The sequence below is a fragment of the Paraburkholderia sp. J41 genome (genome assembly GCF_905220235.1).
Classification (GTDB): Bacteria; Pseudomonadota; Gammaproteobacteria; order Burkholderiales; family Burkholderiaceae; genus Paraburkholderia.
In genome coordinates, this window is the sequence record NZ_CAJMZE010000056.1 from 1 (window position 1) to 14,067 (window position 14,067).

Genomic DNA, 14,067 nt, shown 5'->3' on the forward strand with positions numbered 1-14,067 from the left:
GAGTTGCGAACCGTTCACGGCGTCGACGCTCGATGCGTTCAGCGAACCGTTGGCCACATTGCTCAACGCGACCGCCGTACCCGAGGTGCCGAGCGTCAGCTTGTCGTGCGCCGACGAGTCGTACACAACGACGTTCGGATTGCCGGGGGTCGCCTTGTTGTCGATTGCGGACAGCGCGGCGGCGACGTTCGTGTACGTTCCGCCCGCCACGTCGAACTGGGGAGACGCGATGGAGCCGTCGGCGTTCACGCTCACACCGCCGCCCAGCGCATTCGTCACACCCTTGAGCTGCGCAACGTTTACGGCGTCCGTATCGGCCTGACCGGCGGCCATGTTGACGATGCGGCGCGTGTTGATCTGGCTCTGAACCGTTGTCGTGGTGTTGTCCGGGTTGATGACCAGACGGGCGGACGTGCCGTCGCTACCGACCGAAACCGTGTTCGCCACGTTGGCGATCGAACCCGAACCCAGCGCCACCGAATCGTCCGCCATTGCGCGCGACTGGATGCCCACTGCCGTGCTGCTGCTGCCGTCCGATTCCGTGTTCGAACCGATTGCGACGCTGCCCGCGCCAAGCGAGCGCGCCACGTCGGTAGGCGGCGTCGAGCCGGTGCTGTTACCCACGCCGCGCACCTGCGAGTAGTACGCCGCCGTGTTGTAAACCTTGGTCGCGCCCGAGGGATCGACACCCGAACCATTGGACGCGCCAAGCAGCGATGCCTTGAACATCTTCTGCGCCGGCGCGGCGATGTCGTCGTTCGTCTGCGCACTGACGATGTCCCACACCTGACCGACGTTGGCGGCATCGGTGTCCTGGATGCCGTTGGCGACGTTGCTGATCACGGTTCCCTTCGGCAGCAAACCGTCGTTACGATCGCTATTGCGATAGTAGAGGCTGTCACCTTGACCCGGCGCCAGCGTGATGGTCGGCGTGCCCGAATCGATCGAGCCGGCGTCGTACGTCACGGCCTTGTTCAGGACTGCGCCGGTCTTCGAGTCGATGTCGAATCCAGCCGAAGTCAACTGACCCACGTTCACAGCGTCCGTGCCGGCAATACCGGCAGCCACGTTATGAAGCGCGACCGGCGGCACCGCGCCGGTGCCGCCCAGCGAAACGGAATCGTGCGCCGAGCTGTCGTACACCACGGCGTCCGCAACCTTCGAATTCAGGTTCGTCACGTCGCCGGCAAGGTTCGTGAGGTTCGTGTTGGTCTCGAACAGTTGCGCGCCATTCACGGCATCCGTGCTCGCTGCGTTCAGCGCGCCGTTCGCGACGTTCGTGAGCGTCACCGGCGTCGAGACGCCAGTGCCACCCAGCGTGAGCGTGTCATGCGCCGACGAATCGTACTGAACCGCATTGGCAACCTTGTCGCCGATGTTCGTCACGTCGCCCGCGAGATTGGAGACGTCGCCGGCAATGTTGGTGACGTCGCCGGCAAGGTTCGTGAGGTTCGTGTTGGTCTGGAACAGTTGTGCGCCATTCACGGCATCCGTGCTCGCTGCGTTCAACGCGCCGTTCGCGACGTTCGTGAGCGCCACCGGCGCCGAAACGCCAGTGCCGCCCAGCGTCACCTTGGCATGCGCCGACGAATCGTACTGAACCGCATTGGCAACCTTGTCGCCGATGTTCGTCACGTCGCCCGCGAGATTGGAAACGTCGCCGGCAATGTTGGTGACGTCGCCGGCCAGGTTCGTGAGGTTCGTGTTGGTCTGGAACAGTTGCGCGCCATTCACGGCATCCGTGCTCGCTGCGTTCAGCGCGCCGTTCGCGACGTTCGTGAGCGCCACCGGCGCCGAAACGCCAGTGCCGCCCAGCGTCACCTTGGCGTGCGCCGAGCTGTCGTACTTCACCGCCAGACCGGAAAGCGAAGCCGCTTGGCCGTTCATGGCCGTGAGGGCATCGGCAACGTCGCTGAACGTGCCGCCGCCCACGGAATAAGTGGGCGCCTGAATCGAGCCGTCCGCATTCACGGTCGAGCCGCCGCCCAAGGCAGTCGTCACGCCCTTGAGCTGCGCAACGTTCACTGCGTCCGTGTCGTTCTGGCCGGCCGCCATGTTCACGACACGACGCGTGTTGAGCTGGCTCTGAACCGTTGTCGTGGTGTTGTCCGGGTTGATGACCAGACGGGTGGACTTGCCGTCGCTACCCACCGAGACGGTGTTCGCCACGTTGGCGATCGAGCCGGAGCCGAGCGCCACGGAATCGTTCGCCGAGGCGAGTGACTGGATACCGACTGCCGTGCTGCTTACGCCGTCCGATTCCGTGTTCGACCCGATGGCGATGCTACCCAGACCTCTCGCCCGCGACACATCGGTCGGGGCCGTCGAGCCCGCGTTGTTGCCGACGCCGCGAACCTGCGAATAGTAGGCAGCGGTGTTGTACACGTTGCTCGTGCCGGAGGCATCAACACCAGAACCCGCCGGTGCAGCGCCCAGCATCATGACGCCCTTCAACTGCGGACGGACCGGTTGGGGATTGTTGCCCGCCATCTCCGCGATAAGTTGTTGCACCTGGCCGACGTTTGCCGCATCCGTGTCCTGAATGCCGTCTGCCACGTTGCTGATCACCGTGCCCTTGGGCAGGAAGCCCGCGTTGCGGTCGCCGTTGATAAAGTACCCGCTGTCGCCTTCGCCGGCAGCCAGCACGATATGCGGGTTTGCCGAGGTGGCCGTGTCCGCGACATACAAAACCGCCGGATTGCTAACGTTGCCGTTCCCGTCGGTGATGAAACCGCCCATCTGATAGGCGCCGGGATTCGCCGACTCCGCCTGCGCGCCGTAGCCCGCAGTCGTCAGCGTGTTTTTGATCTTCGTGATGTCCGTGTTGACGTTCGTGACGTTTTCCTGCACGCCAAACAGTTGCGCGCCGTTCACGGCATCCGTGCTGCTAGCCGATACGTCCCCTGCCGCCACGTTCTTGATTGCCGTGCCCTTCGCGCCGCCCAGCGTGACGACATCCTGGGTGGTGCCGTCATAGCTCACTACGTTGGCGCTCTTCAGGGCGATATTATTGAGCGCGGTGTTGGTGGCATAGAGTTGCGAGCCGTTCACGGCGTCGGTGCTGGCCGCACTGACCTGCCCCGCCGCCACGTTGGTCAGCTCCCGCTCGGCGCCCGCCGATCCGATGCTGACCACGCCCACGGGTTTCGCACCCGCGAAATTGTAGGTCGTGCCGTTGACGACACCGCTTGCCGTCGCGACCGCAGCGCCCGCGGATGCGCCGGAGCCCAGCGCTACCGAGTTGTCCGCTGCCGCCTTGGCGCCGTTGCCAAGGGCAACCGATGACTTGCCGGTTGCGGTGGACAGATTGCCCACCGCCGTCGAGTAGTCCCCCAGCGCGCGTGCGGTCGGTCCCGCTGCCATCGCATAGTAGCCAACGGTAGCGGACGAACCAATCGCCACCCCGGCGTTGGATGCCGCGGTTGCTCCATTGCCGATAGCGATAGTGTCGTTCGCCTTGGATACGGTTTTCGCTGCAAAGGTACCGGAAGCCCCGATCGCGAGCGAACCCGTACCCGATGAATAGGAGCTGCTGCCGTATGCCATCGCGCCGTTGATGCCGCCGCTAGTGTTGCCGCCGTCCAGGGCGCCCGCGCAGGCATCATGAGCCAATATCGCGCCGCCCGCCAACAGCGCGGCGGAAACGATCTGCGTACTCTTGCGCGAACCCTTGTGACGCCCGTTCGCTGTTTCCGAAGCGGCTACCCACGTCCCCGTGGATTCATTCCAGACTGATCTGTATGTCTTGTTCATTTTTCTTGCCTTGTTGAAGACCCGTGACGAAATACCAACCGAATCACGCTTGCGAGCGAACAGGCAAACGCGCTCCGGTGATGCGCAATGCAAAATCGCATCGCGGTAGAAATCACCCGCCAGCTGAAGTGGATGATTTACGTCGCCTACCCCGTGATTTCCGATTTCGATTCAGAGATATTTCAGAGATATTTCTGACAGAAAAAGGAAAATCAGTTCGCGATGACATTCGCGACTTTATGGTCCTGAATAGGCAAGGAAAATAAGAGAACTCTTAAAGCAAAACCCGTGACTCCACGGGACAAAATTTGACTATTTCATAATTCTTAATTCGGGTTTATTCGAATCAGAAAAAACTCTTCCCGTCGGAATTTCTAATAAATATGAATTGTCTCGTTATATGTTCATCACAAGTTCATTGAAATTAACGACTGCGCGAAATCCAATTATGACGCCGCGAATATCAGATTCCGATTAGTTACGGAGCGTATTCCTACAAGATGCCTGAAACTGGGCAAACAACTTCAAGAGTCGTAAAAACTCAATCTCCGAACCCGGTCGCACGGCATTTGCATCGCCTCGGCGCACGGCAGCGTCGCAGAACTGCAACACCATCGGCGGCGCGATTTTTGAGATTTTTCTTATGTCAACAGCTACGTAGGGAACATAGACTTTGCATGTCGGGAAACGCTGACATTGACACCCAGCCAGCAAGGCAACAAGGCGTCGCAGGTTCGTCGTCGGCTCTACGTTCATCATTGCGCTCTCGCCGCATTCGGTCCGGCCATGCGCGCGTCGTTTCCCACCATCGCCAGTCGGCGGCTTCATCATCATCACAAGGGAAACGTCATGAAACGTATGTTCATTCTTCTCGCCACCGGCGTGCTCGCCGTGTCCGCTCTCGCGTCCGTGGAATCCCCCTCCCGCGGACCCGTTTCCGATTCACTTCAAATCGAATGGCTCGAGCACCAATGGACGCAAGCCGCCGCCAGCGGCGATGGCCCCATGCTCAACGATTTGCTCGACGACAAGTTCTTCGAGGTGTTTCCGGGCGAAGTGCGCCGCAGCAAACGCGATCTGCTGGTCGCCGCTGGGTCGCCGACCGGCGGCTCGCAGGTCCTCTCGGACATGCACGTGCAAGTGCTCGACAACGTCGCGGTGGCGACCGGTATCAATCACTACACGCCGGCGGCCGGCTACAAGGCGGTGGAGTATCGCTTCACCGACGTATTCGTGAAGCGCGAGGACGGCTGGCGCGTCGCGGCGGCGCGCATGCGTCGAAAAGAAACGGGCAGCATTTGAGGCCGCCCCGGGGAAGCAGGAAGGGAAAGCTCAGAACGGCTTGATGACGACAAGCGCCACCGCCGCCAGCATGCCGAGCACGGGCAGTTCGTTGAACATGCGATACCACTTGTCGGAGCGGCGGTTCTCGCCTCGCTCGAAGGCGCGCAGCAGCCGGCCGCAGTACGCGTGATAAATCACGATCAGCACCACCACGCCCACTTTCGCGTGAATCCAGCCCTGGCCGCGCCCGATACCCACCACCAGCCAGAGCCACAGCCCGCACAGCAGCGCCGGCACGGCGATCATGGTCATGAACCGGTAGAGCTTGCGCGCCATGACGAGCAGGCGCTCGACGGCGGCGGGCTCGGTTTCCATCGCCAGGTTCACGAAGATGCGCGGCAGGTAAAAAAGGCCCGCGAACCACGAAGCGACCAGCACGATGTGAAACGTCTTCACCCAAAGCATCGACATTGTTTTTTCTCGGAGGCGAGTGAGCGGCGGGCGGCGCGCAGCGAAGCCGGCGGCCGCACCTGAACGGGATTACTGGCGGCCCTCGCCGTGACCCAGCACCACGTACTTGAGCGACGTCAGACCCTCGAGCCCCACGGGGCCGCGCGCGTGCAGCTTGTCGTTGGAAATGCCGATTTCGGCGCCCAGGCCGAACTCGAAGCCGTCCGCGAAACGCGTCGAGGCATTGACCATCACGCTCGCCGAATCCACTTCGCGCAGGAAACGCATTGCGCGATCGTGGTCTTCGGTGACGATCGCGTCGGTGTGATGCGAGCCGTAGGCGTTGATGTGCTCGATGGCTTCGTCGAGGTCGTCGACGACCTTCACCGCCAGCACCGGCGCAAGGTACTCGGTGCGCCAGTCTGCTTCGACGGCGTCGACGAGCGGACTCACGCCGGCATCCGCGAGAATCGCGCGCGCCGCACGATCGACGCGCAGTTCCACCTCCTTGTCGCGATAGAGGCGGCCCAGCGGCGGCAGCACGTCGTGCGCGATGCCGCGCGCGACCAGCAGCGTTTCCATCGTGTTGCAGGTGCCGTAGCGATGCGTCTTGGCGTTGTCGCATACGTTGAGCGCCTTCGCGAGATCCGCGCGGTCGTCCACGTACACGTGGCAGATGCCGTCGAGATGCTTGATCATCGGCACGCGCGCCTCGGCAATCAGGCGCTCGATCAGGCTCTTGCCGCCGCGCGGCACGATCACGTCGACGAATTCGGTCATCGTGATGAGCTTGCCCACCGCCGCGCGGTCGGACGTCTCCACCACCTGCACGGCGTCCTGCGGCAGACCCGCCGCCGCCAGCCCTTCGCCGATCAGTTTCGCCAGCGCCGCGTTGCATTCGAGCGCTTCCGAACCGCCGCGCAGGATGGTCGCGTTGCCGGACTTGATGCAGAGCGCCGCCGCGTCGATCGTCACGTTGGGCCGTGATTCGTAGATGATGCCGACCACGCCGAGCGGCACGCGCATCTGCCCGACCTGAATGCCGCTCGGCCGGTATTTCATGTTGCCGATCTCGCCGATCGGGTCGGGCAGCGCCGTGACCTGGCGCAAGCCTTCGACCATCGTGCGGATGGCCTTGTCCGAGAGCGTGAGGCGGTCGATGAACGCGGCGTCGTGGCCTTTCTCGCGCGCCCGCGCGAGATCGCGCGCGTTGGCGTCCTTGAGCGTTTGCGCCTCGCGCTCGATGGCTTGCGCCACCGCGTCGAGCGCCGCGTTCTTCGCGGCCGTCGAAGCCCGTGCCATCGCGCGCGAAGCCTTGCGGGCGCGGCGGCCGAGGTCGGTCATGTACTGGTCGATATCCATGGTGTCTGTCGTGAGGCGACGCGCCGACGGCTCGAAGCGGGATGCGGGCGCGAACTGCAATATTGAGAAGCGGATTCCGGCGATTTTAAAGCCAGCGGCCGGGGTTTGCCGAACAAGCACAAAGCGCACCGGAGCGCACCGAAGCGCACTCGTCACGCCGGACACCCAGGCGCGCGTGCAGCAGGAAGCAGGCGCCGAAGTCCCGTCGGGCGAGCGGCTGGCGCTTCAGCCCGGACGGCGCGACGGCCCTGCGGTGCGCGGTCGGGCCGCAGCCGCCGCAGCGGCGGCCGCCGCGGCTGGATTGCGCGCACCCGCGCCTGGCTGCGGCCGAGCCGGCGCGCGCGCGGCGGCGCCCGCATCGCGCGGCGCCGCCACCGTCATCGCCAGTTCGAACAGGCCGTCCCATGCGTCGGGCGGCAGGGCATTGCGCCAGTTGGCGCGCGCCTGGCCCGAGAGCCCCTTGACTTGCCGGTCGAGCCGCGCTGCCAGCGCGAGGCCGCGTTCGAGCGTCGCCTCGCTCAAGCGCGAGAGCGCCGGCCCGATCAGCCGCTCGCGCGGCCCCCACACGCGGTTTTCGCGCAACAGCATGGCAAGCGGCTTGCCGGCCGTCACGCCGCGCTTGATGCGCAGCAGCGTGCGGATTTCTTCGACCACGGCCCACAGCACGAGCACCGACGCCTCGCCTTCGCCTTCCAGGCCGTCCAGCATGCGCGAGAGCCGACCGACATCGCCCGTCAACATCGCCTCGTTAAGCTTGAACACGTCGTAGCGCGCGACGTTGAGCACGGCGTCGTGAATCTGCTCGAAGCTCAGCACGCCTTGCGGATACAGCAGCCCGAGCTTCTGGATTTCCTGATGCGCCGCCAGCAGGTTGCCTTCCACGCGCTCGGCGACGAATTGCAGCGCGCGCCGCCCGTCCTCGCCCGGCGCGACGCGCTGGCCTTGCAGCGCGAGACGCTGACCGATCCAGTTCGGCAGCGCGGCGCGCTCGACAGGATCGATCTTGAGCGCGACGCCGCGTTCGGCGAGCGCCGTGAACCACGCCGACTTTTGCGTGGCCGCATCGAGGCGCGGCAGCGCGACGAGCATCAGCACGTCGGGATTGCTCGCGGCGGCGAGCGTCTTGAGCGAATCCGCGCCTTCCTTGCCTGGCTTGCCCGTGGGAATGCGCAACTCGACCAGTTGACGGTCGCCGAACAGCGACATCGACTGGCTGGCGCCGAGCAGCGAACTCCAGTCGAAACCGCGCTCGACCGTGAACACCGAACGGTCGGTGAAGCCGGCAGCGCGCGCGGCCGCGCGAATGCGGTCGCACGCTTCCTGGGCGAGCAGATGCTCGTCGCCATAGACGACGTAGAGGCCGGCCAGTCCTTTCGCGAGGTGCGCTTCGAGCGCGTCGGGTCGCAGTTGCATGGCGAACGTTCAGTGAGCGGGCGAGCGCCGCATTACAGCGGCGGCGGCGGCAACGGCGCGCCCGGCGCAATGCCCGGCACGACCTGCGCGGGCGTGGGATGCAGCGTCTTCAGCACGGCGAGGCGTCGCGTGAGCTGGTCGACGGCGTCGTTCTGCATGTCGGCGAAAAGCAGGTCGGCTTCCTGCATCTTGGCGGTCGAGAACTGATCGCTATAGGTCATCGCCCGGTTCAGCGCGATCGTGCTCGGCTGGATCAGCACCGCGCCGTCCGCGCCCGTGAGCGAGTAGTTGAGCGAATAGTTGATCTGGTATTCCTCGACGGAGCCGAACGAATTGATCGTCAGCGTGCTGAAGCTGCGCGCTTCGGTGACGTGCAGCACCGCGTCGGCGCTGGTGATCGAATCGACCACCACCGAATCGCTGCCGCCTTCGACCATGCGCGTGAGGCGGCCGTTGAATGCGTCCGGCGCGCCGACGATGGCGAGCCGCTTGAACGCGTAGTTCTGCTCGCCGCGCAACTGAAAGCCGCACGCCGACACGAGCAGCGCGCCGCTCGCCACGAGCGGGAACAACCTGAGGAACGATCTGCGAATCACATGGACTCCTGGGTTCGCGACAGTGTCGAAATGGCGGCGCATGACGCGTGCGCGCGCGCCGCCAGCATCGCCTTTAGACCACGACGTTCACGAGACGGCCCGGCACGACGATGATCTTCTTCGGCGCGCGGCCTTCCGCGAACTTGACGAACATCTCGTGCGCGAGCGCGGCGGCTTCGATGGCATCCTTCGGGGCGTCCTTCGCGACCGTCACGGCGCCGCGCACCTTGCCGTTCACCTGAAGCACGAGTTCGATCTCGGCTTGCTCCAGCGCCTTTTCGTCGACCTTCGGCCACGGCGCGTCGAGCAGCGTGCCGAATTCGTCGGCGTAACCGAGCGCTTTCCACAGCTCGAACGTGAGGTGCGGCACGACCGGGTACAGCACGCGCAGCAGCACGCCGAAGGTTTCGCGCTGCACGCCCGCGCCCGCCTCCTTCGCGCCGTCGATGGCGTTGAGCATCTTCATCGCCGCCGATACGACCGTGTTGTACTGCAAACGCTGATAGTCGAAGTCGGCTTGCTTGAGCACGCTGTAGACCTCGCGGCGCAGCGCCTTTTCGGCGTCCGTGACCGTGGCCGCGTCGAACGGCGCGCGCGACCGGAGCGCCTGCGCGTTCGCATGGCCGAACGACCACACGCGGCGCAGGAAGCGGCTCGCGCCTTCCACGCCCGCACCCGACCATTCGAGCTGCTGCTCGGGCGGCGCGGCGAACATCGTGAAAAGACGCGCGGTATCGGCGCCGTACTGGTCGATCAGCACCTGCGGATCGACGCCGTTGTTCTTCGACTTCGACATCTTCTCGACGCCGCCGAGCACCACGCTCTGGCCGTCGCTGTTGAGCGTGGCGCCGCTCGGGCGGCCCTTTTCGTCGTGCGTCACCGTCACGTCGGCCGGGTTGTACCAGGTCTTCTTGCCTGCCGCGTCCTCGCGGTAGAACGTTTCGTTGAGCACCATGCCCTGCGTGAGCAGGTTCTTCGCGGGCTCGCCGAACTTCACGAGGCCGAGGTCGCGCGAGACCTTCGCCCAGAAGCGCGAATACAGCAGGTGCAGAATCGCGTGCTCGATGCCGCCGATGTACTGGTCCATCGGCATCCAGTAGTCGGTGCGCTCGTCGACCATGTTCACCGCGTCCGGCGCGGCGTAACGGTAGAAGTACCACGACGAGTCGACGAACGTGTCCATCGTGTCGGTTTCGCGTTTTGCGTCCGCGCCGCACTTCGGGCACTTGCAGTTCAGGAACGCTTCGGACTTCGCGAGCGGGTTGCCCGTGCCGTCCGGCACGAGGTCTTCCGGCAGCACGACCGGCAAGTCCGCTTCCGGCACCGGCACGTCGCCGCAGCTCGGGCAGTGGATGATCGGGATCGGCGTGCCCCAGTAGCGCTGGCGCGAGATGCCCCAGTCGCGCAGGCGCCACGTGACCTGCTTGTCGCCGTAGCCTTGCGCCTTGAGGTCCGCCGCCACGGCGTCGACCGCCGCGGTGTAGTTCAGGCCGTCGTACTTGCCGCTGTTGACGGTGACGGCGCGCTCCTTGTCGCCGTACCACTCCTGCCAGCCGTCGAGCGAGTACGTTTCGCCTTCCACGGCGATCACCTGCTTGATCGGCAGGTCGTACTTCTTCGCGAACGCGAAGTCGCGCTCGTCATGGCCCGGCACGCCCATCACGGCGCCTTCGCCATAGCTCATCAGCACGTAATTGCCGATCCACACCGGCACCTGCTCGCCCGTGACCGGATGCGTGACGGTGAAGCCCGTGGCGATGCCCTTCTTTTCCATCGTCGCGACGTCGGCTTCCGCCACGCCGCCGCGCTTGCATTCCTCGATGAACGGCAGCAGCTCGGGCTTGTCCTGCGCGAGACGCGTGGCGAGCGGGTGCTCGGCCGCGATCGCGCAGAAAGTCACGCCCATGATCGTGTCGGCGCGCGTGGTGAACACGCGCAGCAGCTTCTTTTCGCCGTCGATTTCATACGGGAAGCCGAAGTTCACGCCGAAGCTCTTGCCGATCCAGTTCTGCTGCATGATCTTGACACGCTCGGGCCAGCCGAGGCCGTCGAGGTCGTTCAGGAGCTCGTCGGCGTACTGCGTGATGCGCAGGTAGTACATCGGGATTTCGCGCTTTTCCACGAGCGCGCCCGAGCGCCAGCCGCGCCCGTCGATCACCTGCTCGTTGGCGAGCACCGTTTGATCGACCGGGTCCCAGTTCACCGTGCCGGTCTTCTTGTACGCAATGCCCTTTTCCAGCATCTTCAGGAAGAACCACTGGTTCCACTTGTAGTAGTCGGGCTTGCAGGTGGCGATTTCGCGCGACCAGTCGATCGCGAGGCCCATCGCCTTCATCTGCCCCTTCATGTACTCGATGTTGTCGTACGTCCACTTGGCCGGCGGCACGTTGTTGGCCATCGCGGCGTTTTCGGCGGGCATGCCGAACGCGTCCCAACCCATCGGCATGAGCGTGTTGTAGCCGTTCATGCGCAGATACCGATACATCACGTCGTTGATCGTGTAGTTGCGCACGTGGCCCATGTGCAGCTTGCCCGACGGATACGGCAGCATCGAGACGCAATAGAACTTGGGCTTGTCGGCCTTTTCAGCCGTCCGGTAGGCGTCGTTGGCGCGCCAGTCGCTTTGCGCGGCGGATTCGACGTCGGAAGGAGCGTATTTTTCGAGCATGATGTGGATGGAGGGAGACGCAAATGCGGGCGGTTCCGGCGCTGGACGACCCGCTGACGACCGTCGCGCGCGCCGGGCCGGCCGATCGCGTCACCGGCGGGTCGCGGCGGCTGGGCCCGTTTCAAAGGGAAACGTTGATTATACCGTTGACTGCGCCGCTCTTTCGCGCGGCGTCCGGGCCGGAGCCGCTTGCGCCATCGCGCGCCATCGCCGCCATTGCTGCCGTCACTCGCCGTCGCCCGGCAGCGGCGCCAGGGCGGGACGCCCCGGCAAGACGAACCGGCAAGCCCGCCCGCGCCCGACGAAATCCGGCTATTGCGCGCCGGCGGGCGGCTCCGTCACGAAGCCGATGCGCGCGAGCCCGGCCTGCTGCGCCGCGCCCATTACCTGCGCGATCACCTCGTAGCGCGTTTCGCGCGCGGCGCGCAATTGCAGATCGGGCTGCTGCGCCTCCGCCTGCTTGCCCGCGGCGGTGAAGCGCGCGCGCAATTCGTCGAGCGTGACGGGCTGCGCGTTCCAGTACAGCTTGCCCGCCGCGTCGATCGAGAGCGTGACGGTTTGCGCGGTCTGTTGCGCGGGCTGCGCGGCGACCTGCGGCAGATCGAGCCGGATCGCGTGCGTGAAAAGCGGCGCGGTGATGATGAAGATGACGAGCAGCACGAGCATGACGTCGATGAGCGGCGTCATGTTGATGTCGGCCATGGGCGCCGAATCGCGCTTCTTTTCGAGTCCGCCGAATGCCATTGCGATGCTCCTCGCCGTGCCGCTCAGGGGGATTCGGCGCGCAGGCCTTCGCGCAGCGTGCCGCGCGGACCGTCCACGCGCGGCGACGCTTCGGGCGCGCACGCCAACGCATGCAGATCGTGCGCGAAACCGTCGAGATCGTCGGAAAGCTGGCGCACGAGACGGCCAAGCACGTTATAGGCGAGCACGGCCGGAATAGCGACCACGAGACCGAAAGCGGTCATGATGAGCGCTTCGCCCACGGGGCCGGCCACGTTCTCGATCATCGCCTGGCCGCTCGCCGCAATGCTGCCGAGCGCGTGATAGATGCCCCACACGGTGCCGAGCAGCCCGATGAACGGCGCCGTGCTGCCTACCGAGGCGAGCAGCACCTGGCCGAATTCGAGTCGCCGCTGCGACGTTTGCAGGGCGCCGCGCAGCGCGCGCAGCACGCGTTCGCCGCGATCCACGCGCGCGAGCATGGCGCCGGGCGCGCCGGTTTCCTCCACGGCGAGCGCGGCTTGCGCGAGCGGCAGGAACACGCGCTCGCGATCGACGCCGCGCATGGCCGCCACGCCTTCGGCGAGCGAACGCGTCTGCCAGAATCGCTCGACCGCGCGCGGCCCCTGGCGTTTCGCGCGCAGCAGCACCCAGCTCTTGACGATCAGAAAGCACCAACTGGCGACCGACATCGCCAGCAGCACCCACGCGACGGCATGCGTGATGGCGTCGCTCGATTGCAGATAGTGAATGACTCCGGTACTCGCTGCCATCGGACCTCGCTCACTGTCTGTCCGGCGCCGCGCGTGGCGTTGCCGGACGGTGGAGAAACGGAAAAAAGCGCGGAAAGAAACGCGGCTCAGCGCAGGCCGAGCACGTCCTGCATATCGTACAGGCCGTTGGCCTTGTCTTGCAGGAAGCGCGCGGCGCGCACGCTGCCTTGCGCGTACGAGAGACGGCTCGACGACTTGTGCGTGATCTCGATGCGCTCGCCGATGCCCGCGAACAGCACCGTATGATCGCCGACGATGTCGCCGCCGCGAATCGCCGAAAACCCGATCGTCGACGGATCGCGCTCGCCCGTCACGCCTTCGCGGCCGTACACGGCGCATTGATCGAGATCGCGGCCGAGCGCGCGCGCCACGGCTTCGCCCATGGCAAGCGCGGTGCCCGAGGGCGCGTCGACCTTGTGGCGATGGTGCGCCTCGATGATCTCGATGTCGTAGCCGGTTTCGAAGAAGCGCGCCGCGTATTCGAGCAGCTTGAGCGTGACGTTCACGCCCACGCTCATGTTGGCCGCGAACACGACCGGAACGTTTTGCGCGGCCGCGCCGAGCTGCGCTTTCTGCTGCGCGTCGAAGCCGGTCGTGCCGATCACCATCTTCACGCCGTGGCGTTGCGCCGCCTCGAGATGCGCGAGCGTGCCTTCGGGGCGCGTGAAGTCGATCAGGCAGTCGCTTTGCGCGAACACCTGCTCGATGTCGTCGGTGACCACCACGCCTGTCTGCTTGCCGAGAAACGCACCCGCGTCCTGGCCGATGGCGGCCGAGCCGCTGCGCACGAGCGCGCCCGAAAGCGTGACGTCCGGCGAATTCAACACGGTTTCGATGAGCATGCGGCCCATGCGGCCCGATGCGCCTGCGACGGCGATTTTCATGAGACTTCCTGCAAACGTGTTGCTGGACGCCGCGCGGCTCCTGGGCGGAAAGCGCGACGCCGCAGCGCGATTTCAAGATAGAACGGCGTCAAGGCTTGTTCGACGAGCGCATCGGCAACCGTGTCGGCAGGTTGGCCGATGCGCGCCGAAGGCCATGCCGA

10 protein-coding genes are annotated in these 14,067 nt (G+C 65.2%); 1 reads left to right on the forward strand and 9 read right to left on the reverse strand.

What is annotated here, in order from left to right; all coding sequences use genetic code 11:
* On the reverse strand, window positions 1-3,753 hold a 3,753-nt coding region (locus tag U5805_RS30455; RefSeq protein ID WP_322107204.1), incomplete at its 3' end, for an ESPR-type extended signal peptide-containing protein.
* Between the two features lie 849 nt (window positions 3,754-4,602).
* On the opposite strand from U5805_RS30455, the gene U5805_RS30460 reads away from it, so the two are divergent.
* Complete coding sequence (locus tag U5805_RS30460) at window positions 4,603-5,055, forward strand: nuclear transport factor 2 family protein (protein ID WP_322107205.1); 453 nt, start codon at window positions 4,603-4,605, stop codon at window positions 5,053-5,055.
* Between the two features lie 30 nt (window positions 5,056-5,085).
* Here U5805_RS30460 and U5805_RS30465 read toward each other — a convergent pair whose 3' ends face one another.
* From U5805_RS30465 to dapB, 8 genes are all read right to left on the reverse strand, one after another.
* Window positions 5,086-5,508: a CopD family protein gene (locus tag U5805_RS30465; protein WP_322107206.1), complete on the reverse strand. Its 423-nt coding sequence runs from the start codon at window positions 5,506-5,508 to the stop codon at window positions 5,086-5,088.
* 69 nt (window positions 5,509-5,577) lie between these two features.
* Window positions 5,578-6,849, reverse strand: coding sequence for a glutamate-5-semialdehyde dehydrogenase (locus U5805_RS30470; RefSeq protein WP_322107207.1), 1,272 nt, complete (start codon window positions 6,847-6,849; stop codon window positions 5,578-5,580).
* 225 nt (window positions 6,850-7,074) lie between these two features.
* Window positions 7,075-8,262 (reverse strand): DNA polymerase III subunit delta, encoded by a 1,188-nt coding sequence (gene holA, locus U5805_RS30475; RefSeq protein WP_322107208.1) that lies wholly within the window; start codon window positions 8,260-8,262, stop codon window positions 7,075-7,077.
* Window positions 8,263-8,294: 32 nt separating this feature from the next.
* Window positions 8,295-8,858 (reverse strand): LPS assembly lipoprotein LptE, encoded by a 564-nt coding sequence (lptE, locus tag U5805_RS30480; protein WP_322107209.1) that lies wholly within the window; start codon window positions 8,856-8,858, stop codon window positions 8,295-8,297.
* Window positions 8,859-8,931: 73 nt separating this feature from the next.
* Entirely contained in the window at window positions 8,932-11,526 is a 2,595-nt protein-coding gene (leuS, locus tag U5805_RS30485; RefSeq protein WP_322107210.1) for a leucine--tRNA ligase, read from the reverse strand.
* Window positions 11,527-11,838: 312 nt separating this feature from the next.
* The gene (locus tag U5805_RS30490) at window positions 11,839-12,270 is read right to left on the reverse strand and encodes a biopolymer transporter ExbD (protein ID WP_322107211.1); all 432 of its coding nucleotides are present in this window, start codon (window positions 12,268-12,270) and stop codon (window positions 11,839-11,841) included.
* Between the two features lie 23 nt (window positions 12,271-12,293).
* Window positions 12,294-13,022 carry a MotA/TolQ/ExbB proton channel family protein gene (locus tag U5805_RS30495; RefSeq protein WP_322107212.1) on the reverse strand — a complete coding sequence of 243 codons (729 nt, stop codon included), beginning with the start codon at window positions 13,020-13,022 and terminating at the stop codon, window positions 12,294-12,296.
* Window positions 13,023-13,108: 86 nt separating this feature from the next.
* On the reverse strand, window positions 13,109-13,906 hold the full coding sequence (gene dapB, locus U5805_RS30500) for a 4-hydroxy-tetrahydrodipicolinate reductase (protein WP_322107213.1): 798 nt from the start codon (window positions 13,904-13,906) through the stop codon (window positions 13,109-13,111).
* Window positions 13,907-14,067 lie beyond the last annotated feature (161 nt).